We start from the raw sequence: 26,112 nt of genomic DNA on the forward strand, positions 1-26,112 counted from the left end.
CGACCAGGGGTCTTCGCGATCCCTTCACGTGCTCGCGCGCATCGCTATAGGTGCACGCACGCCCGTTTCGCGGGGATCAGTCACTCACCCGGGTGGGCGAGCTCGATGTCGTGCCCGTCGACTCCCGGGCCGCTTACGGTCAGCGATCCGGCCACCGGCGGGTAACCGGTCGCGATGACCGCGTACTCGCCCGCGTCCAGGTCGGTGAAGGCGTACGCCCCGTCCTCGCCGGTCGTCGCGGTGGCGACCACGTTGCCCGCCGCGTCGATCAGCGTGACCCGCGCGTCGGCCAGCGGGCTCCGGGCGGACCCGGCCCGTACGACGCCCCGGACCAGCGCGCCGGACCGCAGCGCGGCCTCGACGCGGGTGACGCCCTGGCCGCCGATCTCCACCGGCAGCGCCAGCGGGCGGAAGCCGGCGGCGTTGACCGCGACGGTCACGGAGCCCGGGATCAGCTCGCCGAAGGCGAACTCCCCGGACGGGCCGGACGCGCCGGTGGCCAGTACGTCGCCCCGGACGTCGGTCACGACGACCATCGCGCCGTCGACGGGTGCGCCGGACTCCACGGCCTTGACGTTTCCGGCCAGTCCGCTCGTACCGGAGAGCAGGATGTCGAAGGCCAGCGGCTCCTCGCCGACGACCACCGTGGACGCCTGCGGCTGGAAGCCGTCGGCGGAGGCGATCAGCACGTAGCTGCCGGAACCGGGGGCGTCCAGGGTGTAGCCGCCGTCGGGCCGGGCCACGGAGCGGCCGAGTTGCCGACCGCCCAGCGAGATCAGGGTGACGGCGGCGCGGGCGACCGGAGCGCCCTCCGCACCACGCACCACACCGTGAACCGGGGTGCCTTGAACCGAGGACCCCTGAACGCCGCTGCCGTTGCCGCTGTCGACGGTGTCGTACGCGGTGGAGGCAAGGGCGGGGGCGGGGGCGGGGACGCCGGCGGTGTCGACCGAGGTGACCCCGGCCGCGCCCTCGGAGACCGGACCGGTGGCCGCGCCGACGGCGGCGGGTACGGGGACCTCGGCCGTCTCACCGGTCGCGGAATCCTCGGCGGAGGCGTCGTTCGCCACGCTGCTCTTCAACGCGACCTCCTTGATGAAGAGCGTCACGATGAAGGCGACGAGCGCGGCCGGAGCGGCGTACAGGAAGACGTCGCCGACGCCGTGCCCGTACGCGGCCTCCATGACCAGGCGCAGGGGCTCGGGCAGCTTGTCCAGGTCGGGGATGCCACCGCCGCCGGTACCGCCGTGGCCGAACGCCGCACCCTCCGGGCCGAGGTCGGCGATGCCGTCCTTGACGTAGTGGGTGACCCGGTTGCCCAGGACCGCGCCGAGCGCTGAGACGCCGATCGCACCGCCGAGGGAGCGGAAGAAGGTGACGACGGAGCTCGCGGAACCGAGGTCCTCGGGGGCGACCTGGTTCTGGGTGGCGAGAACCAGGTTCTGCATCATCATGCCGATGCCGAGACCCATGACGAACATGTAGACCGCGACGTGCCAGTACGCGGTGTCGTACCGGATCGTGCCGAGCATCCCGAGCCCGGCCGTGACCAGGAAACCACCGGTGACCAGCCACGCCTTCCAGCGCCCGGTCTTGGTGATGACCTGGCCGGAGATGGTCGAGGAGAGGAAGAGGCCCGTGATCATCGGGATGGTCATCACACCGGACATCGTCGGCGACTTGCCGCGCGCCAGCTGGAAGTACTGGCTGAAGAAGACGGTGCCCGCGAACATCGCGATGCCGACGAACAGCGAGGCGATCGAGGCGAGAGTGATGGTGCGGTTGCGGAAGAGACGCAGCGGGATGATCGGTTCGGCGGCGCGCGACTCGACGAGGACGAAGAGCAGGCCGAGCAGGACGGAGCCCGCGACCATCACGCCGCTCTGCCACGACAGCCAGTCGTACTTGTCGCCCGCGAAGGTCACCCAGACCAGCAGCAGGGAGACGGCGGCGCTGATGAAGAACGCGCCGGTCCAGTCGACCTTGACGCCCTCGCGCTTGACGACCGGGAGCTTCAGGGTCTTCTGGAGCACGATCAGCGCGATGATCGCGAACGGCACGCCCACGTAGAAGCACCAGCGCCAGCCCATCCAGCTGGTGTCGGTGATGACGCCGCCGAGCAGCGGACCGCCGACGGTGGCGACGGCGAAGACCGCGCCCAGGTAGCCGCTGTAACGGCCGCGCTCGCGCGGGGCGATCATCGCGGCCATGACGATCTGCGCGAGGGCGGAGAGACCGCCGACGCCGATACCCTGGACGACCCGGCAGGCGATGAGCATGCCGCTGCTGGTCGACAGACCGGCGACGACCGAGCCCAGGACGTAGATGATCAGGGCTATCTGGACCAGCAGCTTCTTGCTGAAGAGGTCCGAGAGCTTGCCCCAGAGCGGGGTGGTGGCGGTCATGGCCAGCAGCGAGGCCGTCACGACCCAGGTGTAGGCGCTCTGGCCGCCGCCGAGGTCGGAGATGATCTCGGGCAGGGCGTTGGAGACGACCGTCGACGACAGGATCGCGACGAACATGCCGAGCAGCAGCCCGGTCAGCGCTTCCATGATCTGCCGGTGTGTCATCGGCGTGCCGTCGGGGGCGCCGGATGCGGGGGCGCCGCCGTGCCCTCCGTGCTTGGCGTGGCCGCCCCGCACACCGGTGGGTGTGGTCGTAGCCATTGAGTTCCTTATCCGTGCGAATTTGCTTCTGTTACACAGGTGTACGGGTGTGAGCCTCGTCGCCGAGACCGGTCCTGCACTCGCCGGTGTGACGTCCGGGGGCGCAGCCGCCGGATCCGCGACAGGCGAAGCTGTCGCGGAGCCGGGACAGCAGCGCGATGAGCCGGCCGACGTCGTCGTCGGACCAGTCCTGGAGGTTGTGGGCGAACACCTCGGTGGTCCGCCGGGTCAGTTCGTCGAGCTGCTCGTGCCCGCCGGGGGTCAGCCGCAGGATGCGGGACCGCTTGTCCGCCGGGTCCGGAGACCGTTCGATCCAGCCGCGGTCGGCCACATGGGCCACGTGGCGGCTGGTCACCGACATGTCCACGGACAGCAGCTCGGCGAGCCGGCTGATCCGCATCTCGCCGTGCCGGTCCAGGAGGGTCAGTACGGCGGCGGATCCCGCGGGGCATTCGTGGGGCAGTGCGCGGGCGAGCCCCCTCTTGACGGCCCCGACGGCGCTGAGCTGCCGGGCCAGTTCCTCGTAACTACTCCGTGCGGCCACGGGAACCCCCAGCACACTCACGACATGTTGTTGCTTAGGGCAACGATAGAAGCCATTGGTTGCTACAGGCAAACGAAAACGGCCTTGCAGAAGTAAAGGAACGCAAAAGCCTCCGTAGGGTCCGGGTCAAGCCCGTCCCCCGGCTGCGGCGACGCAGGTCGGAGGGGGGTGCGGGGTGGCTGCCGGGTGGCCCGGGGGTTGGGCGGTGGGCCCGAGTTCGCTAGGGTCCTGCCCCATGGCACATAACCCCCACGCCCCTCAGCCGGGCCCCGAGGGCACCCCTGACCCGGCGGGCAGCACGCAGATGTTCCGCGCCTTCGTCGACGAGGGCGAGCCGCAGCGCCGGCAGCAGCCCGCGGCGACCTCTTCCGGGCCGAAGGCCGGGGTGATCGCGGCGGTGATCGCGGTCGTCGTCGTCCTCGGCGCGGTGGCCTGGCTCGCCCTGGGCTGACCCGCGCTCGCACCGGGCCGCCCCGGGACGGTGCGGGGCAGGCCTACGACAGTGCGGGCAGGCCCACGGCAGCACGAGCGGGCAGGCCCGCAGCAGCGCGACACGACGGTGCTACGCGTACGAGAGCGCGACGCGTACCGCCGTACGAGAGCGCGACGCGTACGAGAGCGCGACGCGTACGACCGTACGATCCGGCCGCACGGGGGACGGGAAGCGGAGCCGCACACTGCCGGCCGCCGCTCCACCTCCGGGCGGCCTTCGTGCGTACCCGGTCGACTCTCGTGCGTACCTGGACGGCTCTCGTGCGTACCCGCACGGCCTTCGTGCGTGGCGGGCTCCCCGCCGTCCGGTCAGGTCACTTCCACACGGCAGACACGTCCTGTGTCTCGACGCGCATCCCCAGCGGGACCCGCCAGGACTCCACGCAGACGGTGTACGTCTCCGAGCGGGCCGAGCTCGCGCCGATCGGGGCGGGCAGGGGCTGCGACGAGGTGATGGTCGCCCAGTCGACGCCGAGGGCTCCGATGATGTGGGTGGCGAAGGTGACGGTCCCCGAGCGCGCCGGGGAGCCGCCGGTGTTGCGGAACTCCACGGTCACCTTCTCGCACCACCGTTGGTCCGCCGCCTCGCGCTGCGGTGCGCTCACCGTCAGCGCGGCCGGGGTCGCGGGCGGAGCGGGAGGTTCCGGGGTGCCGGGGGCGCCGGGGGTGCCCGGAGCACCGGCGCCGGGTTCGCCGTCGCCCGGAGGCGAAGGGGTGCCGGGCCCGCTGCCCGGCTTCGAGGGGTTCGGGGGTTTCGGGCGGCCCGAGGGCTTCGCGCCCGGCCCGCCGGCCGAACCGCCCCCCTGGCCGCCCCGCGTCTCCGTACGCGCCCCGCCGGGACCGTCCTGGGCGCGCCCGGGCCCGCTCGCACCCGGGGAGGAGGGCGCGGACGAGGGACTGCCGTCCCCGCGACCGCCGGGCCCGCGCTCCCCGCTGCCGCGGTGGCTGCCGCCGTCCCCGTCCAGCGGGACCAGCGTCACCTTGCCCGAGGGCTTCCCGTCGCCGCCCGCCGACTGGTCACCGCCCTCGGCGGCGGCGCCCACGGCCACGTATCCGTCGTCGCCCGGTCCGCTCCCGCAGGCGGCCAGGAGGCCGCCGCCCAGACACAGAGCGGCCGCCGAGGCGACGATGACGGTGCCTCGGCGGCGGGTGGTGCCGCATGTCTGACGTCGCATCGCGTCAGTGTGGCTGACGCTCCGTCAAATCTGAACCCCGGTGCAGGGACCGGCGGAGTCCGGTCGAACTCCGCCGACGGGCGTCAGTCCGCGATGAGCCCTTCCCTGAGCTGCGCGAGCGTGCGGGTCAGCAGCCGGGAGACGTGCATCTGGGAGATGCCGACCTCCTCGCCGATCTGCGACTGCGTCATGTTCGCGAAGAACCGCAGCATGATGATCTGGCGTTCGCGCGGGGCGAGCTTGGCCAGCAGCGGCTTGAGCGACTCGCGGTACTCGACGCCTTCCAGCGCCGAGTCCTCGTACCCGAGGCGGTCGGCTAGGGAGCCCTCGCCGCCGTCGTCCTCGGGGGAGGGGGAGTCCAGGGAGGAGGCGGTGTAGGCGTTACCGACGGCGAGACCGTCGACCACGTCCTCCTCGGAGACCCCGAGCGCGCGGGCCAGCTCCGGCACGGTCGGCGACCGGTCGAGCTTCTGCGCGAGCTCGTCGCTGGTCTTGGTCAGGGCGAGCCGCAGCTCCTGGAGGCGACGGGGGACCCGCACGGACCAGGAGGTGTCGCGGAAGAAGCGCTTGATCTCGCCGACGACGGTGGGCATCGCGAACGTGGGGAACTCGACGCCCCGTTCGCAGTCGAACCGGTCGATCGCCTTGATCAGGCCGATCGTGCCGACCTGGACGATGTCCTCCATCGGTTCGTTGCGGCTGCGGAACCGCGCCGCGGCGTACCGCACCAGCGGGAGGTTCAGTTCGATCAGTGTGTCCCGCACGTAGGTCCGCTCCGGACTGTCCGTTCCCTCGGGGCCCGAGGCGGGGCCGAGCGCGGCGAGCCGCAGGAACAGGGAGCGGGACAGCGTACGGGTGTCGATGGCTTCCGGCGAGCTGGTGAGCACGGCGGGTGCCGGCACGCTCTTCGTGAGCGTGAGCACCTTCGAGCTGCCCTGTTCTTCGGACATGCCACCCCCTTGAGGTCGCGGACGGTCGCGGTGACCGCGACCATCGGAGGAACGCAGCCTCCACCTGAATACCGGAGGCGGGGCTGCGGCAAACGCGCTTCGAGCAGAATGTCACATGTCGGCAACGCGCTGTAGTGACATGTCGACAAGTCAGCGCCGAATCCGCCCTGGAAACAGGGGGTGTAGCCCTTTTATGCCGTCAGAACTGCTCTCTGGACGGTCTACCCGTTCCGGTTACGCCTCGATCCTGTTTGCGGATCTCAGTCGGGCGAAACTTCTGGCGAGAAGCCTTGACACATGCATCTGGGAGACGCCCAGTTCCGCGCTGATCTGAGACTGGGTCAAGTTGCTGTAGTAGCGCAGGAGGAGGATGCGCTGCTCGCGCTCGGGGAGCTGGACGAGGAGGTGCCGGACGAGATCGCGGTGCTCGACACCCGCGAGCGCGGGGTCCTCGTAACCGAGACGGTCGAGGAGCCCGGGCAGCCCGTCACCCTCCTGGGCGGCCTCCAGGGAGGTGGCGTGGTACGAGCGCCCCGCCTCGATGCAGGCGAGCACTTCATCCTCGGAGATCTTCAGCCGCTCGGCGATCTCGGCGGTCGTCGGGGACCGGCCGTGGGCGGTCGTCAGATCCTCGGTGGCGCCGGTGACCTGGACCCACAGCTCGTGCAGCCGGCGGGGGACGTGGACGGTGCGCACGTTGTCGCGGAAGTACCGCTTGATCTCGCCGACGACGGTGGGCATCGCGAACGTGGGGAACTGGACCCCGCGGTCCGGGTCGAACCGGTCGATGGCGTTGATCAGGCCGATGGTGCCGACCTGGACGACGTCCTCCATCGGTTCGTTGCGGCTGCGGAACCGCGCCGCGGCGTACCGCACGAGGGGGAGGTTCGCCTCGATGAGGGCGGCCCGGACCCGTCCGTGCTCCGGAGTGCCCGGCTCCAGGTTCTTGAGCTGGCCGAAGAGGACCTGGGTGAGCGCCCTGGTGTCGGCGCCGCGGGTCCTGGCGGGCCTGACGGAGGGGTCCGGGGTCTCGGTCTGGATGTCCTCGGCCCGGACGGTCTGGGCGGTCTGGACCGTCTGGACCGCCTGGACCGTCTGGGGAGGCACTTGAGGCGCTGTACTGGCCGGCACGGTGACGCCACCCCTTCGCGGTCAACTACGGTCAACTCATCCGTCAAAAGCGGTCATAGCATCACAAGACATGTCCACTGTGTGCAAGCACCTCATAGTGCCGTGTTGAGGTCATAGAGGTTTAAACCGAACAGAGAAACCCCCCGCCCGACGGGCGAGGGGTTGCGGGAACCGGACCGAACCGGCACCGGGGGAGGGTCAGAAGGGGTAGTCGGCGATCACCCAAGTGGCGAATTCCCGCCACTGTCCGGCGGCGGCCTGGTGGGCCGGGTGCTCGATGTACCGCTTGAGCGCGTCCTCGTCGGCGACGGCGGAGTTGATGGCGTAGTCGTACGCGATCGGCCGGTCGGTGATGTTCCAGGCGCACTCCCAGAACTCCAGCTCCGGAACCTGTCCCTCCAGCTCCCGGAAGGCCCGGTCCCCCGCGACGACCCGCGGGTCGTCCCGCTCGACGCCCTCGTTCAGCTTGAAAAGGACCAGGTGGCGGATCATCGCGCTACTCCTACTTCACCAGCTCTGACATGAAGTCACCGACGCTCTGCGCGGCGGTGGAAATGCCTTCGAACCCTACCTGGACCAGTTCGGCGGCCCGCTGCGGAGACATGATGATCGTGTACAGCACGAAGACCACCACTATGTAGATGATGATCGTCTTTGCCTTGGCCACAATCCTGCCTCCCCGTCGACCCCATGTGCGATCGGGCGATTGTATCCGCACGGATGGCCGTATCCGGTGGCTGTTTTCGATCACTGATGCGCCTTTTAAGGACCTACGTCCCCACCATCGAGGCCTTTCGCCCGACCGCACGGCTCCCGCCGCCCGGCAGGATGGATACCGAGCCCAACGGGACCAGGCAGGACCCGGAGGGCCGGAACAGGGCCTCTCTGTGGGGTCACCGCCGCGCGATCCCCCCTGACCGCGGCGGAGGACCAGCAGGCCCTGTTCTCACCGGGGGAAGCGGCTTGTCCCCCCGATGCCGCTTCCCCCGACCTGACTTTCTCGACGTCCAAGCGGCCGGTCAGACGAGCCCGCTCGTGTCGATGTCGAGGTCAAAAGGCATGGGAAGCCGCACGACGGCCCCAAATGGGTAGGGGCCCTCCACGTGGGTGTACCCCAGCTTCTGCGGCTCCGAGAAGAGCGTGATGCTGCGATCGACGCGGTCGACGAGCAGGTACAAGGGCGCCCCGTACTCGGCGTACCTACGTCGCTTGACGACCCGGTCCGTCTCCGCGTTCGACTCGGATGTCACTTCTACGATCAGCAACGTCTGGTCGGGAACGAGGGCGCTGCCGCCTTTGGCGAGATCCTCCGGCACAACAGCGATGTCCGGGACGTACCAGTTCGAGGACCCGGGCAGGTCCAGATTCCCGGACCCTTCCACGCACCCGAGCTCGTCGACTCGCCTCTCGATCTGGCGGCGTACGTGCTTGGCAGCGCGCTCGTGGTCCCACGTCGGTGACACCGGTTCGATGATCCCCTCAATGATCTGGACTCGGTCCCCGCGAATGCGCTGCACGGCGAACTTAAGGGCGCGCTCGGCGTCGATGCCTTGGCTGTAGTCCGGAGCACTGGTCATTACATCCTGCTTCCGTCAAGGTCCAAGACAGGGTTGTCACGCACCCCGCCGAGGTGGCGTGCAACCAGCGGGTTTGCAGGAATCACGCCTGTCACCCGTTCGAGGGCTCTGCGAGCTGACGATCACCCCCGCACGCGCGGGGAGGACCCCACCATCGGGACCGATGGTCTGTGTCGCCGGGAACAACCCCGCACGCGCGGGGACCACTGGAAGGGCACCACAGGCACGAGTCCCCAGCATGGGAACAATCCCGCACGCGCGGGGACGACCTAGTGCATCCTTCGAGAATGCATTTCTAGCAGGGAACAACCCCGCGTGCGCGGGGACGACGCCTGCTCGGCGGGGTCTCCGCCGGTGACGACGGGACCAACCCCGCACGCGCGGGGACGACCGGGGCGAAAGGCTCGTAACCTCGCTCGACATGGGACCAACCCCGCACGCGCGGGGACGACCGATCCCCCAACCACAAACGTGCTGGCCAGCGCGGGACCAACCCCGCACGCGCGGGGACGACATGGCCGGAACCCTGATCGGCTCCGATGCCTGGGACCTACCCCGCACGCGCGGGGACGACATCTCCCTCACCGTCATTCGATGAGCCCACCCGGGACCCGACCCCGCACGCGCGGGGACGACACCTTCAAGGGGGAGAAGTACAACGAGCGGCAGGGACCAACCCCGCACGCGCGGGGACGACCCCTGGTACGTGAACGGGATCTTCGTACCGGTGGGACCAACCCCGCACGCGCGGGGACGACGCCTGGTGGGCCGTCCAGAGCTTGCGCCAGAGGGGACCAACCCCGCACGCGCGGGGACGACATGGCGGGGACGCTCGCCGGTACCGACTCGTGGGGACCAACCCCGCACGCGCGGGGACGACGCCGAGGCGCTCGCCAACTCGCGCGCCGACGAGGGACCAACCCCGCACGCGCGGGGACGACCCCTCGATCGAGGCGAGCTGAAGCGCGATCCCGGGACCAACCCCGCACGCGCGGGGACGACAACCCGTCACTCGGGTACCTGATCAGCTCGGAGGGACCAACCCCGCACGCGCGCGCGGGGACGACGCAGTGCACCACTCCGCCAGCTCGACGGCAGGGCAACCCCGCACGCGCGCGCGGGGACGACAGTCACTGACCTGGGGCTTTATGCGGCGAGGAGCCTGTTCTTACCCACTTCCTTGGATTCGGGCATAAGGGATCTTCCTGCCCTGTGGTGTACGCCGACCTGCCCCTGCCCTCCACGCCGCACCTACCTCCCGCCCCCGAACCGCCGTCGCTTCGACGCCTTGCTCCAGCCCTGGCGGGGAACATCGGCCGCCGCGCTCCCCGCCCGCGGGGCATGGCTGCTCGGGCGGTGGATCAGGGTGAGGCCCTCGTGGTCGGTCGGGTGCCAGGTGTGGTCGTGGGTTTCGAAGGCGTAGCCCTGCTCGTTGTCCGTCTGGTAAGCGAGCAGGGCGCGGCCCTGGCCGGCGTACTCGCGGACTTCGGCCCATAGGAGGTCGCGGATGCGGGTGGACGGAGCGCCGAGGAAGACGCCCGGGGAGATTTCCAGCAGCCAGCGGGTGAGGAAGCCCCTGAGGCCGACCGGGCAGTTGGTGAGGACGATGACGGTCACCAGATGAGCTCGTCTCCGTGGTTGCGCCCACCCTCGACCATGACGTCTCCGTCGGACTGGAGAGTGACCCGGTCCGATGACGTGCTGTCCGCCTCGGCCGTGTCGCGGGTGCCGTCGTAGCCGAGCAGGTCCTTGATGTCTCGGACACAGCGGTCGAGCAGGCCCATGCGGTTGATGCGGTCCCGGAGCATGCGGCGGGTCCGGGCCGCGATGTCGTCCACCCCCTCGACTGCGGCGTCGAAGGCAGCGGGAATGGCGATGTCCGTCTTGTAGAAGTCCGCGACGTCCATGACGAACGAGCGTTCGTGGCCGGAGTGGACGAACCCCAGCCCCGGCGAGCAGCCCAGGGCCGCGACGACGGAGTGGGATACGCCGTACATGCACTGCGCGGCGGCCGTTACGGCCTGGTTGGGGGCATCCCCCGCAGAGAAGTCGTCACGGTGGTACTCACGCTTGCGCCAGGGGACGCCCGTACGTTGGGACTCCCGTCTGTAGCACTCCCGCAGCCGCGTGCCCTCCTTGCCGAGGAGTTCCTTACGGGTGAGGCCTGTTGTGTCCTCGCCCGGAAACCGCAGCCGGTACATGGCGCGTGCCACGTCCAGTCGGGTGCGCCGGTTCGCCCAGGCCGTGGCCTGTGCCTCGATCAGCCCCGAGGAACGGGTGAGCGCCCGGCCACCCGCGTAGTACCGGACTCCGTGCTCGCCGACCCACGCCACGCCGGCACCGCTGTCGCCGAGGAGCGCCATCGCCTGGTGGGTGACGCGGGTGCCCGGACCGAGCAGGAGCGTGCCGATGGTGGCGGACGGGATGTGCGTGACGCCGTCCGCGTCTTCGGCGGTGATCGCGTTGGAGTCCCGGTGCACTGTGCACCGTTCCAGGTAGACGAACGAGAGCCGATCGCCGACCCGGGTGAGCTCGCGAGGCGTGGAGGCCCTCCTACGGCCGACCGTGCTCACCCTTCTCCCCTCCCCCGTACCGGGGCCAGCGTCATCAAGCCGCAGCCGTACGCCTTGGCCTTTCCCAGGCCGTGGGTGAGCGTGCGGCGGAGAAGGTCCGGATCCGTGACGCGCAGACGCCCGTCGAAGGTGACCTTGGTGATCTGTACGTCGCTGTTCCCGCGCGTCGGCTCCGCCGTGCGTCGGAATTGCAGCGGGATCCGGTCGCGGACGATCAGTTCGTACTCGTCGCCCTCGGGCAGCAGGCGTTGTTCCGCCGGCTTGCGAATGACCTCGAAGCCGGCCTTCTCCTGCCGCTTCAGCAGCCAGTCCATCTGCTGTCGGGGGGTCTGGTGGGCGGCCCGCTTCGTCCGCTCCCCCTCCTTCACGTACGCGTGGCGCACGTTGTGCACGGGGTTCGCGGTGAGCCTGAATCCCCAGGTGTCGTTCGGGTGGAGCGCGGTGAGGAAGTCGGCGTACGCGAACGTCGTCCATCCGGGTTCGTCCGAGGCGGGCCAGCCCGCCTGCTCGACCAGGTGGGTCAGGTCGGGACGGCTGGGGCTGACGACGTAGAGCAGTGTCTCGGAGGTCCCGTTGCGGTCCACCCGCCACAGCACCCGGGGCCCGGACCCGTCGCGGGAGGGCGGAGTGGGAAAGGAGGCGTTCACCGCACCGTGCACGCGGTGCGGTGAGCCGAGCAGGCGGCGGCCCTCTGACCGGCCGGTGTTCACACGGAATCGGGTGAGGTACATCAGTCGGTCCTCGTTGCGGCGGGCGTGACGGGCGTGACGGGCGTGACGGGCGTGAGCAGGGCTGTGGGTTCATGCGGCGGCCGTGCCGACCGGGCCCCGGCCGTCGTGGGCACGCTGGTCTCGGTCGTCCGTACGCCCCGCAGCCCGTACCGGCGGTGGCGCGGGTCAAAGCTCACCGGGAGATCCCGCAGGGTGATGTCCGGCAACCGGCCGGGGCCGGGCGGGCTGTCCAGCAGGAGGCCCAGGCGAACCTCGGCGGGCGGTGACTGGCCTCGGCGACGGTATGAGGTGTCACGGTGGGTCCGGTACCAGCCGGACGCCTCCCACGGCGCTTCCCTGAGGGTCTGCTCCAGCTCTCCGTCCAGCGGCTCCGCGATTGTCACCGGCTGCGATGGCGGGCAGGAACGACGGCCCAGGTAGGGCAGGAACACCGGCTCCAGCAGCGCCTCGTACAGCCGTTGTACGAGCCCGGCCTCACCGCTCACCCCGGCCACGAACACGGCGTCGGCGAGGTAGAAGCGCTCCGACAGGGGCATCGCCTTGAGCGTGTCGCTGTGGTGTGCCGTCTGGAAGTCGCGCAGCCGGGTTCCCGGTTGGTCGATGCGGACACCGAACTCCAGCGCCGCGAGGTCGGTGAGATCGGCGTCGCGTCTGCGGCCCTGGGCTGCGGCGAGAAGGCCGATGACGCCACTCTTGGTCGGCGCGTTCTCCGTGGTGCGGCGGGTGAAGCGGGCAGCCGATCCCCAGGACTGGAGGGGGCCCGCGAGCCGCAACAGCAGCACGGTCATGCCCCGGGCTCCGGCACGAGGCCCGAGGCGCCCCTCGCGCCGGGGACACCGGTGGCACGCCCTGTGCCCTCCGGTGCTACCCGGGCGACCACAGCGTCCCCCACGGCGGCCAGCAGCTCGGGCAGGCTCACGGACTGGCCCAGCGCCTCCAGGGCCTTCGTCTCCTTGCCCACTCGGACGACCCAGCCCTCCGGGCCGTCGGAGAGGCCGAAGCTCGTCTCCAGGTCCGGCACGAACTCGGCCAGCTTCTCGCAGCTCCCCGTGAGGAAGCCGCCTTCGCTGCCCATGGCCACCGGCTCCTCGAACGCGGCCACGTAACTGACCGGCCGTCGGGAGCGGAGCTTCACGATCACCGCGGCGGGCAGGGTCTGGTTGCCGAAGGAGTTGATCTTTCCGGTGGGGAGGGACGTGATGAAACCTTCGAGGAACGCCGTGACAGCCCGCCGCGTCGGTTCCACAGGCCGGGCATCGTCGTGCCCGGCGCCCAGATTCTCCTGGAGGCGGTTCACATCCAGTGCGGCATAGCGGTAAAGAGTGGCGGAGTTGAAGTCGACGGTGCCGATCATTCCGGCGCCGGTTTCAGCGTTCGTGTTCTTGTCGTCGACCGCTGTGTAGTAGTCCGATTCGACCTCCACCGTGTGCACGCTCAGCGCATGGGCGACCTGGGCCGCCGCGTCCACATTGAGATCGGTCGAGTCCGCGACCATGCGTCCGAACAGGGCGATGTCCACGGAGTGTTCGGTGAGAACGAGCTGCTTGACCCGCGACTTGTTCTCCTTGTCCTTGAAGAAGTCCTTGAGCGCCTTGACGTCGCCGCCCTTCCCGCCTTCGACCGTCATCGCGGCGAGGGCGTCGTACTGCCGGCCGCTCAGGAACATCAGGTAGGCGGATTCCGCGGCGGGATCCTCCACGTCCTGCTTGCCCTTGCGGGCGGGGACGACTTTCGAGCCGGTCGTCGTGGTGATGGTTTCCGCCGCCAGGCTCTGAGCGGCGGCACGCGACAGCGACGGGTCCAGATCCAGGATCCGGTCGGCGAGGACCTCCACGACCTTCTTGGTGCGAATGCCGAGTTCGGATGGGTCGAGCAGCTCCGCGAACGCCGTACGGGTCGCCCGCTTCCACGCCTGGCTGGACACGCGGGAGCGCCGCACGCCTCCGTACGTCGCCGATTTCGGCGTCCCTGTGTCGTCGCGATTCAGGTTGCTCGGCGGAACGGTCTGGAGAATGTGAATGTCGAGAATCGTCCGGTTCAGGGTCACGCGTGCTCAATTCCTTTGATCGTCGTCGTGCGCGAGAGATGTCCTACGAGGGCGGACAGACCGAGGGCCGCGGGCTGAGCGCGGAGCTCTACTCCCCTGCCGCATAGCCGCCGTACTCCTCATCCGGGCTCAACGCCCGGTCGACCGCGTCGCCCGCATTGCTGGTGTCGCCGGTGTCGCGGGTGTCACCGTCCGAGGCCGACTTGCTCTTCCTCGCGGTCGAGGCTGCGGCGAGATGGAACTCGCGGCCCCATTCCCGCTGCACCCCGGCCCGGTCGGGGCGGTGCTGCCAGCGGTAGAGCTGCCCGGCCAGACGCGCGTAGTCGAGGGGTTCCCGCGCGCCCCGCAGGAGCATCACGATCTCCCTCAGCCGTACAGCGACCGAGTCAAGGGATTCGGCCGTTCCGACCCGCACCAGGCGCTTGCGCAGCGAGGAGTCTTCCTCGTCCTCGCCGGAGGTCCCCTTCAGCCGGATCAGCGTGCGGACGGCCCCGCCCAGGTTCTGCCTCTGGTCGTGCATGCCTGTGTCGCGGGCCGACTGCTGGTGCAGGGCCCACAGGGTGGAGGCGAGGAAGACGGCCTCCTCGGCGAATGCGGGGCGGATGAAGTCCTTCCGGCCATCGAGCAGCCGAGCCAGCTCCTCCGTCCCCCCGATGCCCCACAGGTCCTGGACCTGGTGAACCCGCTTTCCCGCGCCCCGCCGCAGCCGGGCGAGCTCCGCCACGGCGGACGAGGTGTTGGACAGATACTGAGGCTGGATCCGTGCGATGTACTTCCCCGTCGCCCGGGCGACCAGCCGATGGTCGGGCAGCCGTTCGGCGGCCGGTGCGCTCTCCCGGGGTGGCGGCGAGGTATCCGCGCCGGTCGTCGTAGGGGCGATGGTCATACGGTTTCCTCCGAAGTAGCTTCGTCGGCGCGGTCGGCGCGGTCGGGGCGGTCGGGGCGGTCGGCGCGGTCGGGGCGGTCGGCGCGCTCGGAGTGGTGGTCAGGGTGGCTGGCGCGGTCGGCGTGGCCGGCGGCGGTCGGAACAGGCGCTTCCGGCAGCGGCTTGGGCAGCACCCTGTTGATCCGCGTCCGGAACCACAGGTCCGCCCGAGAACTGTCGATCCAGCGCTTCCCCACGCCCGGCAGCTCGATCACCCGCCCCTCGGCCGCTCCCCGGCCCGCCGAGTCGAGAAGCTCACGGCCGAGGCCGAGCACGATGAGCCGAACAGTGGCACGCCATGCGGCACGAGCCCGCTCCAGATTCGTGTCCTCCGCGAGATCCACCAGCCAGCGCCGGTACGGCCCGTCCAGCGCCCCGAAACCCTGGTCCCGGGCGGTGGTCGTGGCCGGCCCGGCCTCCGAACCGGACGCACGCGCCAGATTCCCGGCCAGGTGCCCCAGAGCGGACACGGCCCGCTCGGCGTCGGCGACCGCGTCGACTGCGACCGCCCCGTGCAGGCGGCGATCCTGGTGGAGCAGAACGACCGGCAGGGCGATGGAGTCGTCCACCACTTCGTCCACCACGGACTGCTGCGTTCCGTAGACCGCGCCGACCAGCCGCGTACGGATCAACGACCCTTTCGGCAGCACTCCCTCGGTACTGAGCAGGGCCAGCCATCTCACGACCCCGGGCGGCCGGCTCCGGTCCGCGCCCCGCCCGGTCGTGTCCCCGTCCTCCCGCTGGGCGTACAACAGGCTCGCCAGGCCACGCCACGCCGCCCGGTCGGGGTCATGCTGACGCGGCAGGTAGATCAGCGGACGGCCGAGCTTCTTCTCCTGTGCGGGGCTGCGGCGCCAGCCCGTCATCGGCTCCGCCTTCTGCCGGTTGGCCGGGGCGAGCGGGTCCCCGTAACCGAGGACGACCCCGATGACGTCGGAGCCCTCCGTGTGGAGGAGAAGCCGCCGGGACTGCCAGGTGTAGAGATCGCGGGGGCCCGCCGGGCGAGGCACGGAAGGGTCGCCTTCCACCACGCCTGGCCCCGGGGGCGTCTCGCGGCGCCATACGGGGAGATCGGCCTTCGGCTCCGACGCCAGGATGTCCTCACCCGTCGGAATCAGATTCAGCAGGAGGGTCTCGCGCAGCGATGCGCCCTCCGCGAAGACACCACCGAGGCCACCTACCCAGCCGACGCCCTGCGGGTAGACCTTTCCCCCCTTGACCCGCGCGTCGCCCTCCATACCGGACTTGATCCCGGACGAGTCGTACGCATGGGTGTGGACGAGCCAGCGGGCAGCCTCGGCGAGACCGAGCCGATCGACACCGGGCCGGCGCATGGAGAAGAACGCTTCGCCGTTGGGCACGTCGGCCACGATCCGGTTCAGCGAGGCGACTTCGTGCTTCTGCGTATGCAACCCCGCCACCTGGAAGAACGGGCGTTCCGGATGGAGCAGGTCGAAGCGGTGCCGGTGCCGGTCGAGATAGCCGGTGACGATCTCGAAGGAGTCCGGCGTGTGCCACAGCGCTTCCCAGTCCTCCAGCTGCGCCGGTGCGCCGCCCGACCGGCCTTCGGCCTCGTCGAACGCGTCGTACAGAATCGCCAGCAGCAGCCGCAGCAGGGCCAGCTCCTGCGTCGGGAGATCGCCCACCAGCCGCCGCACCTCGCCCGCCCGCGCGAAGACGTCCCTCAGTGAGAGCTCGCCGGTGGAGCCGTCCTCGTACTGGACGGGCAGCCACGGCCGGGAGACCAGGTCGAAAGAAGGTACTGAGGACGCCACTGCTTCGAGCCCCTTTGCTCTGCTTGCGCTGCGCGCGCCGACAGGACCCACCCGGAGTCCGTCGTCGGCGCTGTAGTGGACCTCCAACCCTGACAGGTGGGTCTGACAGTCCTCGTCCAGAACGAGCAGCAACTCTCCCGCCAGCCAGGGGCATTCCTTCACCTGCCAGGCCGGTACGACGAAGCGCTCCAGCTCCGCGATGGTCCGATCGATCACACCCGGATGAGTGAGCGCCCGGGGCAGCGTCAACGCGCACGCGGCGACGATCTCGGCGGCCCGGTACGGCGGAGGCGCGTGCTCCGGCAGATCCAGCCCGCCGCGACCGCCGTCGAGCCAGCCCACGGTGGTCAGCCGTCCGTCCGCGCGGCGCTGGACGACCAGGACCTCAAGGCTCTCCTCGCTGTCCCGCACCTGGGCGCGCCCGTCGCGACTGTCGTCCGCGTCACCTGCGTTGCCGTCGAGCCAGCCGAACAGGGGCCGGCCCGCCCGCCGTACCGGCCCCAGCCGGAACGCATCGGCCCGCTCCCGCTTCTCGGCCATACGGGTCAGGTACTGTCGCCGGGCTTCGGCCAGCGCGGGGCCCCAGTGCGCGGGCCCGACCGGACGTTCGTCGTAAGCGGCCTGCACCAACGGACTGATGTGGTCCGGCAGCACCAGCGGTACGCCGTCGAGATGCGGGCCCAGCACGGCGAGCGCCCGCAGCAAGGTGTGCGGCCCCTGGTACACGGCGAGGGAACCGCGTACGGGCACGGGCTGGTCGGCGTTCCAGTCCTCCACCCCGGTGATCAGGCAGCGGGCCCGCGCGAGGCGGGGCGGCCGGGTCCGCGGATGGCGGTGCAGCCGCCCCATGCGCTGGAGCACCAGGTCGACGGGGGCGAGATCGGTGACCAGTAGGTCGAAGTCGATGTCCAGCGACTGTTCGACGACCTGGCTGGCCACCACGATGTGGGGCCCGGCGGGACGGTCGCCACCGGGCCCGAACCGCTCACGCAGCTCGGTGTCCTTGCGTGCCCGGTCGGCTGCGATGAACCGGGAATGCGCCACGGTGACGGCCTCCGTCCCGAAGTGGGCGCGGAGGTGCTCGGCGGCTTCGAGGACCCGGTCGACGGTGTTGCGTACGACAAGGGCGCAGCCGCCGTCGCGCAGCTCCTCGTCCAGCAGCCGCACCAACAGGGGCAGTTCGTCGCCCAGCCGCTCCAGGAGCACTTCGGTGCGCCGCCCGGATGCGGGCTCGGGCCGGGCCGTCAGGGCGGCGTCTCCGGGGGCGACGGCGGTGATCAACGGGTAGGCGTCGTCGGGCAGATCGAGGGCTTCGGCGAGTTCGGGAGTCTCCTCCCCGGCGTACGCGGCGGCCAGCTCGCGCCGGCGCCGGGCGGGCAGGGTGGCGGAGAGCATCACGACGGGCACCCGGTAGGCGGCCAGCCACTCCAGTACGCGGTCGAGGTAGGCGTTCATGTACGCGTCGTACGCGTGCACTTCGTCGATGATGACGACCTTGCCCGCCACGGCGAGGTGCCGCAGCGCCAGGTGCCGGCTCTTGAGCCCGGCGAAGAGCACCTGGTCGATGGTGCCGACGGCGAAGGACGAGAGCAGCGCCTTCTTGCGGCCGCGGAGCCACTGGTGGGCGTGGAGGGAGGCGGGATCGACGCGGCTCGCGGCCCCGGCAGGGGAGACGTCCTCGGCCGGACCGTCCAGGTCGACGGCCACGATCGTCCGCCGGTCGGCCTTCGTCATCCCGGCCCAGACCTCGTTGAGGGCGGCCTTGGCGTGGGCGAGAACCACGGAGCGGGGCCCGTCCGAGGGCAGCCGCTCCAGCCAGCGCAGCAGGCGGGGGAACATGGCGTCCCCGGTGGCGCGGGTCGGCAGCGCCACGAGGCACCCACCGGCACCCGACCGGGCGGCCAGGATCTCCGCCGCGGCGAAGGCGGCCTCGGTCTTGCCCTCTCCCATGGGCGCTTCGATGATCAGGAGGCCGGGGTCAGGCAGCTCCCGAGCCACGCGCACTGCCTCGTCCTGTACGGGCCTGATCTCGGCGCCCGGCGGAAGATCGAACCGATCTCGGAACAACTGGGCCGCGCTACCGCTTGGTTGCTCGGCTCGCCAGGGGCCGGGCAGGTCCAGCCCGGCCCAGGCGGCCGCGAGTCGACGGCCTTCCCCTTCGGGCCCCACGGGGGACCAGGAGGCGGGATCGTACGGGAACAGCTCGGAGGAGCTGGCGATCCAGTCGGAGACGATGACGATCGCGGTGAGTACGACCTGGACGGGCTGCGGCAACCGAACGGACTGCCAATCGGCGAACCGCCCCTGTACGCCCGCCCGCACGGCGCAGGCATCCATCAGCTCGTACTGGACATCCCGCCAGACGACCTCGCTCTCCCCTGCCGCTCCTCCTGCCCCTCCCGCCCCTCCCGTACGCAACAGGTGTGGCCGAAGGCCGAGATCATGGATCTGCTGGTGATCCGGGGGCGTGCCGTGATGCCCGCCCGCGACCACGGCGAACTGCCCGGAGACCCGCTCACTCCACCCGAACCGCTCCGCCAGCCACTCCTGAAGGAGCAACTGCCCGGCCAGCCCGTGCGGAGCCATCCTGCGGTCCATCCCGAACTGCTTCTGATAGGGCATGGAGAGCCCGGCCGCCCGCATCCGGTCGGAGAGCCCCTCCACCTGACAGGCGAAGGCGGGGGTGGCCTTGCCGATGTCGTGGACGCAGGCGAGGTAGACGGCCACTTGCCGGGCGTCCCGGGCACCTTGGGGGAACGCGTCAGCGATGAGCGCCTTGACGTTGTCGGGCACCCACTCGTCCCAGAGCCGGCCTGCCACGGCGGCGCTGTCCGCCATGTGCCGCCAGAGGGGGAGCCACTGTTCGGTCTGCCGGTCGTGCTTGCCCCAGGCGGTGCGGGAGGTTGGGGACAGGCGGGCGAAAGCCGAGAGGCTTTCCGGATGATCGCGGCTCATGGGCGTATTGGACATCGTCGAAGTCGCCGACGGTTGCGATGACCGAGAATGAACGCAAGTGCACTTATCTGATCGAGTGTGGCGGTGGGGGAGTGATCTGCTGACGCCGGCCGCGCTTGATGGTGGCTGTGGCTGGAGGTGGCGGTAAGCCCGGTCGCCGGGCTCCGTTGGTCGACTCGCGGAGTGTGGGTCGTGCCGGGAGCCGTGGGGGAGCGGTCCGATTGCGCGCGAGATGCAGCCTTCGCTGAGGCAGGACGGCTTGATTCGCACGTGTCGCGTGCGCGGGGGAATCAGGCCTTCGCCCGGGTGGTGCACCTTTCCGATGCGGGAACACCCCCGCACGGGCGGGGACCACACTCGCCAACAGAACGGCTCCGGCCATATGGCGGGACCACCCCCACGTGCGCGGGGACCACCTCGACAAGGCCCTGTCGGGTACGGCAACTGAGGGACCACCCCCGCGTGCGCGGGGACCACGAAGCCTTTCAGACCTCCGCGTACGCCGACCTGGGGCCACCCTCGCGCGCGGGGCTACTGGAGGAGGCCGGGAACCAGCGACGATTCGGAGAGGCCACCCCGCATGCACGGGGACCACGCCGGCGGAAGCACCCGCGACGAGCGGAACGAGGAACCACCCCCGCACGCGCGGGGACCACTGCAGCCTCGACATCGGCAAGGCCGTAATCCAGGGACCATCCCCGCATGTGCGGGGACCACCGGTTCGCCCTGGACGACCTCGACCAGGGCGACGGGACCACCCCCGCATGCACGGGGACCACAGCCTCAGCACGTCGGACCTGCGCGGTGAGCAGGGACCACCCCGCGTGCGCGGGGACCACGTCGACCACTTCGCCGTACACGTCGATCTGCAGGGACCAACCCCGCGGGCGCGGGGACCACTGCCGCCGTCCCCGGAGGCCCAGTGCCGGTACGGGACCACCCCCGCGTGCGCGGGGACCACAACTCCACGGACGGTGACGCCTGGTACGCCCTGGGACCACCCCCGCGTGCGCAGGGACCACTCGGCCCCGCCCCACGCCCGGCGGCCCCGCCCGGGACCACCCCCGCGTGCGCGGGGACCACGCCACGGCATCGTGCCACCCGTGGTAGCTCCCGGGACCACCCCCGCGTGCGCGGGGACCACGGCTCCTCGGCGGTTGCTGCGGCCGTCATGTCGGGACCACCCCCGCGTGCGCGGGGACCACCCCCAGTAGGAATGCCCGTACCCGACGACGGGGGGGCCACCCCCGCGTGCGCGGGGACCACCTGTCCCAGAACATCGAGATGTCCGAGGGGAAGGGACCACCCCCGCGGGCGCGGGGACCACGACAGAGACCGGTACGTTCGACAGCCCTGATGGGGACCACCCCCGCGTGCGCGGGGACCACCTTGGCCGTAACTCCATCCTGCACATTCCGGCGGGACCACCCCCGCGTGCGCGGGGACCACTTGCCCGGCTTCCGCCATTCCGGCGGCACGACGGGACCACCCCCGCGTGCGCGGGGACCACGACTCAGTCGACCCGGTACGAACTCACCGGCACGGGACCACCCCCGCGTGCGCGGGGACCATACAGGCGGTCTCCACCGCCAGCTCGGCGTGCTGGGACCACCCCCGCGTGCGCGGGGACCATCCTCGCCGGCTCCGGACCTTTCGGAGCCCGACGGGACCACCCCCGCGTGCGCGGGGACCATATCTGGACGACGCGGAACCCGAGCCCGGCCGAGGGACCACCCCCGCGTGCGCGGGGACCATCGCGGAGCTCGTCCCACCGGTCACGCGCCATCGGGACCACCCCCGCGTGCGCGGGGACCATAGTTCGTGACCTGCGGGTTTATGTGCCCGTGGGGCTGTTTTTGCCCACTTCTTGAGAGACGGACATATCTCCTCGATGTGGTAAACCGTCCTGCCCTGGAGTTGGGCATGCACAGTGGTGATTCTGCCCTTTGCCGGTCGCGTGCGGTATCTCGTCTCTGCAAGAGGGAGGGCGTTCGTCGTCGTGTTCGGGATCTTGCGGAGGTGGATGGCTGCCGTGCGGGAGGTTCGGTGATCTGTCGTGCGCTGTGCCTGTGGCTTGTGTCGGTCGGGGGTGCGAGTTGATTGTGGCGCTCGTGTTCAGACGGGTTTGAGCAGGTCGCGGAGGTTGCTCATGTGGGCCTTGACGTCGGCGATCTCGGCAGGGTGGGGCGGGGTCTGGTCTGTCGGAGTGTGGGCGGTGCGGCAGGGGCGGCAGAGGCCGTCGGGGAGGGCTTCTGGCTGGCCGGGGCGTCCGCAGTCGGTGCATTCCATGAGGATGCGGCGGGTTGCGGCGGGGGCAGCGGGTCGTGCGTTTTCGGTGGGGAGTTGGGGTGGGATCTTGTCGGTGAGGCGGCGGCGGACGAAGCCGAGAGGGCTGTCGACCTGGGCGGGGAGCCCTGCGGTCAGTGCACTGGTTAGGTAGTCGATGCTCACGCCTCTGGCGAGCCATTCCGTTGCCTGTGGTTCCAAGATTGCGCAGTCGTCGGCGGAGAGGGCCAGGCGGTGGTCGTCGCGGCCGAGGCGGGCCAGGGCGAGGTAGGCGGGAGACCGGCCGGCTCCGGGGGCTCGGGGCGTCGCGGGCACCGCGCCCGGGGCGGGCGGTGGGGGTAGCGCGGGATCGGTGTCCGGGGTCTGGGTCGGGGTGCGTTGGTGCGGTACGGCGGTGGGCTCGGTGGCCGGTTCCGTACCGTGCCTCTCCGGGGCGGGCAGCGGCGGCGGTTCCTCGGGCGGGGCCCACGGTGCGGGTGGTGCCGTGTCGGGCACGGACGACGGCGACGGCGTGGGGGCGGCGGCCAGCGCGGCCTTCTCGGTGGCGAGGTAGGCGTTCCACCACTCGTTGTCGCGCGCGGTACGCGACCAGAACGTGCGGAAGACCCAGCGCGTCTCGTCCCCCGCACCGACGGCCGCGCACCGGACGCGCCGCAGATGCCCGGCGACGGACAAGGCGGTCAGCGCGGTGGAGATGGCCTGCTGGCCGTAGAGCGGGAGCTGCTTCGCCAGCGTCTTCACGCTCATCGCCGCGCCCTCGGGGAGGTGGTCGACGAATCCTGCGACGTAACGCTCGCGGGTCGGCAGGAGTGCGAAATCGTCGCGCGTGCGGGCCTGCTGATCCGGTGCGGAGCGTTTGCCGTAGCCGGGCTTGGCCATCGGGTACGCGGCGGAGAGTGCGGGGGCGGGCAGGGCAGGGCTAGTGTGCTGGGTAGCCACGGGATCGACTTTCTCTCGATCGTGCGGTGAGACCCCGGCCTGGTGCTTACAACACCGTGTCGGGGTCGTTTGGTTCTCGCACCGTAAGCAGTCGTCACGCTGCGCCGCAAGCTGTCACGATTAGTCATACTTGCTGACCGTTACGGGGTGGGGAGGTAGGGAGGTTTCCCCAACCCCCCTTCTTCTGCCTACCGGTTAAAAGAAGGCGCTCGAATCCCGGGTCCCGCATCCCGACGCCCGAGTCCCGGCACCCGAGCTTCGGGCCGGGGCCTCATTCACGTACCCCCGGAAGAGTGACCAGACCCCGCCGAAGCCCGAGGCCCGAAGCTCAGGGCTCGGGATTTGAGCTTCGAGGAAGGGCGGGGCGGCCTGCGGGTACAAGGGCCTTCCAGCTCACGATCATCCGGCTGCCGCCTACGATCGCAGCATGATTCGTGCAGTCGTGTTCGATGTCGGTGAGTGTCTGGTCGACGAGACCCGTGAGTACGGCACTTGGGCTGACTGGCTCGGGGTTCCTCGTCACACCTTTGCCGCGCAGTTCGGAGCCGTGATTGCTCAGGGCAGCGACTACCGCGAGACGTTTCAGGTCTTCCGTCCCGGGTTCGACCTCTACGCCGAGCGGGAGGCCCGGGCAGCAGCCGGGCAGCCTGAGCACTTCGACGAGTCGGATCTGTACCCCGACGTACGCGACTCCCTCGCGGCCTTGCGTGCCGACGGCCTGTGGCTCGGTATCGCCGGTAACCAGACGGTCCGGGCGGGTGGCATCCTGCGGGGTCTGTTCGCTCAGGACATCGACCTGATCGGTACCTCTGACGACTGGGGTGCGTCGAAACCTGACCCCGAGTTCTTCGTACGCGTCGCCGAAATCGTCCCGGCCGAACCCGACGAGATCCTGTACGTCGGTGACCGCGTCGACAACGACCTGCGGCCGGCCGTTTCGGCGGGCATGCGTACCGCGCTTGTGCACCGCGGGCCGTGGGGCACGATTCAGTGGGAGTCGGATGAAGCCAGGAGGCTCCCCACCTTCCGAGTTGAGAGCCTCGCTGAACTACCTGCGCTAATTTCACAGTTCAACGCGCGAGAGCACTGACGGTCGTCGACCAGTCGTAGAGCCGCTCGTCCAGATCTCGCACGCACTGTTCGTGTTGGTGGGCGACCAGGGCTTGGCGAACATCGCGCACCCGGTCCATGCCGGTCGCGTACCAGGTGCGCTTCAACTGATCGAGCGCGCGCACAGCGTACTGGCACGCCGCATCGATGTCGCCCGCTGCGGCCTCGACGGCAGCCAGATCGCCCAGTACGACCGACCGCTGCTTCTCCTCCGCCTCGGGGAGTTGGTCGAGGGCAGTGGACGACGTGGCCCGGGCCTGCGGCAGGTGCCCCGCCCGTAACTGCGTGTTGCCTTTGAACGCGGCCAGACGCGGAGCGCTGAACCAGTCGAACCATTCGGGCACGGGGTGCTCGTTGCCCGCTGCGAGCACGTCTTCCCCGTGGCCGATGAGGTGAAGAGCGGTGCGGGTGTTGCCCGCCCGGTTCTCGCATTCGCTCGATCTCGCCGAGATCGAGTAGCGCCCCGAGCAGCTCAGCCAGGTCGGACTCGGGACCTACGGACATCTGTCCGGCGGGGGTGCGGGCGTAGAGGTGAGCGAGGAGAAGCTGATACCGCTCGTCGGGCAGCGTCGGCGCTGCCGACTCCCAGCGGGCAACGGTTCGCTGGACACTCGCCACGGCGGGCAGGCGCGGGTGGTGCAGGGCCATGGTGGTCTGGGAGAGCGCCCGTGCGGTACCGGCCAGGGAGAGGCTGCGGCTGTGCCGTAAGCGTTTCAGCGTTGCCGCCCCCGCGACCCGGTTGCCCATACGGCCATAGTGACGCAGCCCGAGACGGTGTGTTGTCAGACTGGCACGATCAGTCGCGGCTTTCTCTGCTCTGCTGTGTAGTTGATCGTCTGCCACGTGCCGGTCGACGGCGCCGTGGCGTGAGGGAACCCGATGGTCATCGACGTGCGGTCGACCATCCACCGGTTCCGTGCGTGGTAGGCCGGGGACCGGAGTTTGGCCGCTGCGAGCTCCACGATCTCTGTGATGCGGCCCCTCGTACGAGCGACGGCCTCACGCGCCTCGGCCGGCTGCTGGCTCAGGGTGCCCGGCGCGACGACCGTGATGGCCGCCGTGGTCTGGTCGGCGAGCCAGAGAAGGGCGAGCGTGTCGATGCCCACGGCCCCGCCGAGGTAGAAGTGGGCGCCCGGAACGAAGGGTTCGAGGTACTGCTCGAACAGGTCGGCATATTCGGCGAGGGGCTTGTGGGCCGTCTCACGAGTCCCCGTGATCGTCACCAACCTCATGATCCACTCCGTGTCATAGGTTGTCATATCCTCAGGGCTAGACGCAGTTGAGACCCTCGAGCCATGAACGCCACTGACCTGCAAAGACTGGTGGGGCACCTACGCAATCACGGATTGAGGGTTGTCGCCCTGGAAGCCGAACTTCGACTGCACGCCACACACCCTCAGCACGGCTTCCTCACCGAGGAGATTGTCGCCGAGGGAGGACGCTACGTCACAAGCCTCTTCTACGGGATCGGCGAACGGGGACGCGAGGAGGATTGCGCCGACCGTATCGCGCCTGCTCGCCGTTTCGAGTCCCATCACAGCGGGGGCGTTGTGACAGGGCTGAAGGAGAAGCGACGGCAACGGAGCGGCGAAAGGGCGTACCGGACCTGGCTCGGCCACACCCAGAGCTGCCCCACCTGCCGTGTCGGAGTCTCCTGTCCGACCGCTGTCCACCTTGGTCGTGTCTGGCGGGAGGTCCGAAGCGGATGAGGTGCTACGCAGAGGGGGACGCGCACGAGTTGCCGGTCGAGGACGACACCGGTGCGTACTGTCCGGGGCATGAGGCGACGCTGTTGTGGCGTGGTGAGCCGATAACCTCCGCTGATGTGGCCGAGGACGCGGTGGCCGACCTGGGCGGGCTGCGGGCGGGGCCGGACGGCCCGTACGGAGTTGTCTGCCGCAGCGCCTTGGTGACGGGTCTGGCCGACGTGCATTCCTACCGCCTGCGTCCGGACTGCGCCTGCCCGTGCCATGCGGTGGCCACTGCTCTCCGGGAAGAGGTATGAGCATGAACTTCTCCAGGGATCTTCACACGCGAGGCGTGTTGGCGCGCTCCGGTCACCGCCGTACGGCGCACTGTGGGTGGCCGGGATCTGCTGTGCCGGGCGTGTGCCGAGGGGGGCTGGCCGCGCCGGGTCGACCTCTTCCCGCCGTACGGGATCTACGGGGTTCACCCCCCTGGGGGACCACCCCCGCACGCGCGGGGACCACCTCCGGCACCGCGTCCCGGCACCGGG

At 70.2% G+C, this 26,112-nt stretch carries 21 protein-coding genes, 1 pseudogene and 2 CRISPR repeat arrays; of the genes and pseudogenes, 4 read left to right on the forward strand and 18 right to left on the reverse strand.

Translation table 11 applies throughout. The annotated features are described in order from the left end of the window. Positions 1-80: 80 nt before the first annotated feature. The gene (locus AB0F29_RS17495; RefSeq protein ID WP_361872939.1) at positions 81-2,666 is read right to left on the reverse strand and encodes an MFS transporter; all 2,586 of its coding nucleotides are present in this window, start codon (positions 2,664-2,666) and stop codon (positions 81-83) included. A 31-nt stretch (positions 2,667-2,697) separates the two neighbouring features. Then, entirely contained in the window at positions 2,698-3,210 is a 513-nt protein-coding gene (locus tag AB0F29_RS17500; RefSeq protein ID WP_361873266.1) for a MarR family transcriptional regulator, read from the reverse strand. Positions 3,211-3,445: 235 nt separating this feature from the next. Between AB0F29_RS17500 and AB0F29_RS17505 the strand changes: the two genes are divergently transcribed. After that, complete coding sequence (locus tag AB0F29_RS17505; protein ID WP_018958646.1) at positions 3,446-3,661, forward strand: hypothetical protein; 216 nt, start codon at positions 3,446-3,448, stop codon at positions 3,659-3,661. Between the two features lie 355 nt (positions 3,662-4,016). On the opposite strand, the gene AB0F29_RS17510 is transcribed toward AB0F29_RS17505, so the two are convergent. The 14 genes from AB0F29_RS17510 to AB0F29_RS17575 form a co-directional block, all read right to left on the reverse strand. After that, positions 4,017-4,877 (reverse strand): hypothetical protein, encoded by an 861-nt coding sequence (locus AB0F29_RS17510; RefSeq protein WP_361872942.1) that lies wholly within the window; start codon positions 4,875-4,877, stop codon positions 4,017-4,019. A gap of 83 nt (positions 4,878-4,960) precedes the next feature. Continuing rightward, a complete protein-coding gene (locus tag AB0F29_RS17515) occupies positions 4,961-5,827 on the reverse strand; it encodes an RNA polymerase sigma factor SigF (RefSeq protein ID WP_018958648.1) in 867 nt (288 codons plus the stop codon). A gap of 234 nt (positions 5,828-6,061) precedes the next feature. Then, the gene (locus tag AB0F29_RS17520) at positions 6,062-6,958 is read right to left on the reverse strand and encodes an RNA polymerase sigma factor SigF (RefSeq protein ID WP_361872945.1); all 897 of its coding nucleotides are present in this window, start codon (positions 6,956-6,958) and stop codon (positions 6,062-6,064) included. Positions 6,959-7,156: 198 nt separating this feature from the next. Continuing rightward, a complete protein-coding gene (locus tag AB0F29_RS17525; protein WP_003967684.1) occupies positions 7,157-7,450 on the reverse strand; it encodes a Dabb family protein in 294 nt (97 codons plus the stop codon). 10 nt (positions 7,451-7,460) lie between these two features. Further along, positions 7,461-7,625 carry a hypothetical protein gene (locus AB0F29_RS17530; RefSeq protein WP_003967683.1) on the reverse strand — a complete coding sequence of 55 codons (165 nt, stop codon included), beginning with the start codon at positions 7,623-7,625 and terminating at the stop codon, positions 7,461-7,463. Positions 7,626-7,977: 352 nt separating this feature from the next. Further along, positions 7,978-8,535 (reverse strand): Uma2 family endonuclease, encoded by a 558-nt coding sequence (locus AB0F29_RS17535; RefSeq protein WP_361872949.1) that lies wholly within the window; start codon positions 8,533-8,535, stop codon positions 7,978-7,980. A 118-nt stretch (positions 8,536-8,653) separates the two neighbouring features. Next, positions 8,654-9,663: a CRISPR direct-repeat array (repeat unit 29 nt; unit sequence GGGACCAACCCCGCACGCGCGGGGACGAC). A gap of 123 nt (positions 9,664-9,786) precedes the next feature. Next, a complete protein-coding gene (gene cas2e, locus AB0F29_RS17540; RefSeq protein WP_361872951.1) occupies positions 9,787-10,152 on the reverse strand; it encodes a type I-E CRISPR-associated endoribonuclease Cas2e in 366 nt (121 codons plus the stop codon). Continuing rightward, on the reverse strand, positions 10,149-11,108 hold the full coding sequence (cas1e, locus tag AB0F29_RS17545) for a type I-E CRISPR-associated endonuclease Cas1e (RefSeq protein ID WP_361872954.1): 960 nt from the start codon (positions 11,106-11,108) through the stop codon (positions 10,149-10,151). Before cas1e ends, cas2e begins: the two co-directional genes overlap by 4 nt. Next, complete coding sequence (cas6e, locus tag AB0F29_RS17550) at positions 11,105-11,839, reverse strand: type I-E CRISPR-associated protein Cas6/Cse3/CasE (protein ID WP_361872957.1); 735 nt, start codon at positions 11,837-11,839, stop codon at positions 11,105-11,107. The genes cas1e and cas6e overlap by 4 nt, the downstream gene beginning before the upstream one ends. Continuing rightward, a complete protein-coding gene (gene cas5e, locus AB0F29_RS17555) occupies positions 11,839-12,627 on the reverse strand; it encodes a type I-E CRISPR-associated protein Cas5/CasD (protein ID WP_361872959.1) in 789 nt (262 codons plus the stop codon). Before cas5e ends, cas6e begins: the two co-directional genes overlap by 1 nt. Beyond that, entirely contained in the window at positions 12,624-13,880 is a 1,257-nt protein-coding gene (gene cas7e, locus AB0F29_RS17560) for a type I-E CRISPR-associated protein Cas7/Cse4/CasC (protein WP_361873267.1), read from the reverse strand. The genes cas5e and cas7e overlap by 4 nt, the downstream gene beginning before the upstream one ends. A gap of 94 nt (positions 13,881-13,974) precedes the next feature. Continuing rightward, complete coding sequence (gene casB, locus AB0F29_RS17565; protein ID WP_361872962.1) at positions 13,975-14,772, reverse strand: type I-E CRISPR-associated protein Cse2/CasB; 798 nt, start codon at positions 14,770-14,772, stop codon at positions 13,975-13,977. Next, positions 14,769-19,541: a type I-E CRISPR-associated protein Cse1/CasA gene (casA, locus tag AB0F29_RS17570; RefSeq protein WP_361872965.1), complete on the reverse strand. Its 4,773-nt coding sequence runs from the start codon at positions 19,539-19,541 to the stop codon at positions 14,769-14,771. The genes casB and casA overlap by 4 nt, the downstream gene beginning before the upstream one ends. A 574-nt stretch (positions 19,542-20,115) precedes the next feature. Further along, positions 20,116-21,357: a CRISPR direct-repeat array (repeat unit 28 nt; unit sequence GGGACCACCCCCGCGTGCGCGGGGACCA). 299 nt (positions 21,358-21,656) lie between these two features. Further along, positions 21,657-22,766 (reverse strand): MarR family transcriptional regulator, encoded by a 1,110-nt coding sequence (locus AB0F29_RS17575; protein WP_361872968.1) that lies wholly within the window; start codon positions 22,764-22,766, stop codon positions 21,657-21,659. Positions 22,767-23,193: 427 nt separating this feature from the next. Here AB0F29_RS17575 and AB0F29_RS17580 point away from each other — a divergent pair, with 427 nt between their 5' ends. After that, entirely contained in the window at positions 23,194-23,856 is a 663-nt protein-coding gene (locus AB0F29_RS17580) for an HAD family hydrolase (RefSeq protein WP_361872970.1), read from the forward strand. On the opposite strand, the pseudogene AB0F29_RS17585 reads toward AB0F29_RS17580, so the two are convergent. Then, positions 23,837-24,347: pseudogene (locus AB0F29_RS17585) on the reverse strand (transcriptional regulator); the annotation flags it as partial. The gene AB0F29_RS17580 and the pseudogene AB0F29_RS17585 overlap by 20 nt on opposite strands. Before the next feature lie 311 nt (positions 24,348-24,658). Further along, complete coding sequence (locus AB0F29_RS17590) at positions 24,659-25,135, reverse strand: hypothetical protein (protein ID WP_361872972.1); 477 nt, start codon at positions 25,133-25,135, stop codon at positions 24,659-24,661. A 36-nt stretch (positions 25,136-25,171) separates the two neighbouring features. Here AB0F29_RS17590 and AB0F29_RS17595 point away from each other — a divergent pair, with 36 nt between their 5' ends. Both AB0F29_RS17595 and AB0F29_RS17600 read left to right on the forward strand, forming a co-directional pair. Then, positions 25,172-25,585: a hypothetical protein gene (locus AB0F29_RS17595; RefSeq protein ID WP_361872975.1), complete on the forward strand. Its 414-nt coding sequence runs from the start codon at positions 25,172-25,174 to the stop codon at positions 25,583-25,585. Continuing rightward, on the forward strand, positions 25,582-25,881 hold the full coding sequence (locus AB0F29_RS17600) for a hypothetical protein (protein ID WP_361872977.1): 300 nt from the start codon (positions 25,582-25,584) through the stop codon (positions 25,879-25,881). The genes AB0F29_RS17595 and AB0F29_RS17600 overlap by 4 nt, the downstream gene beginning before the upstream one ends. Positions 25,882-26,112 lie beyond the last annotated feature (231 nt).

This window comes from Streptomyces sp. NPDC026589, assembly GCF_040638385.1.
In the GTDB taxonomy this organism is placed as follows: domain Bacteria; phylum Actinomycetota; class Actinomycetes; order Streptomycetales; family Streptomycetaceae; genus Streptomyces.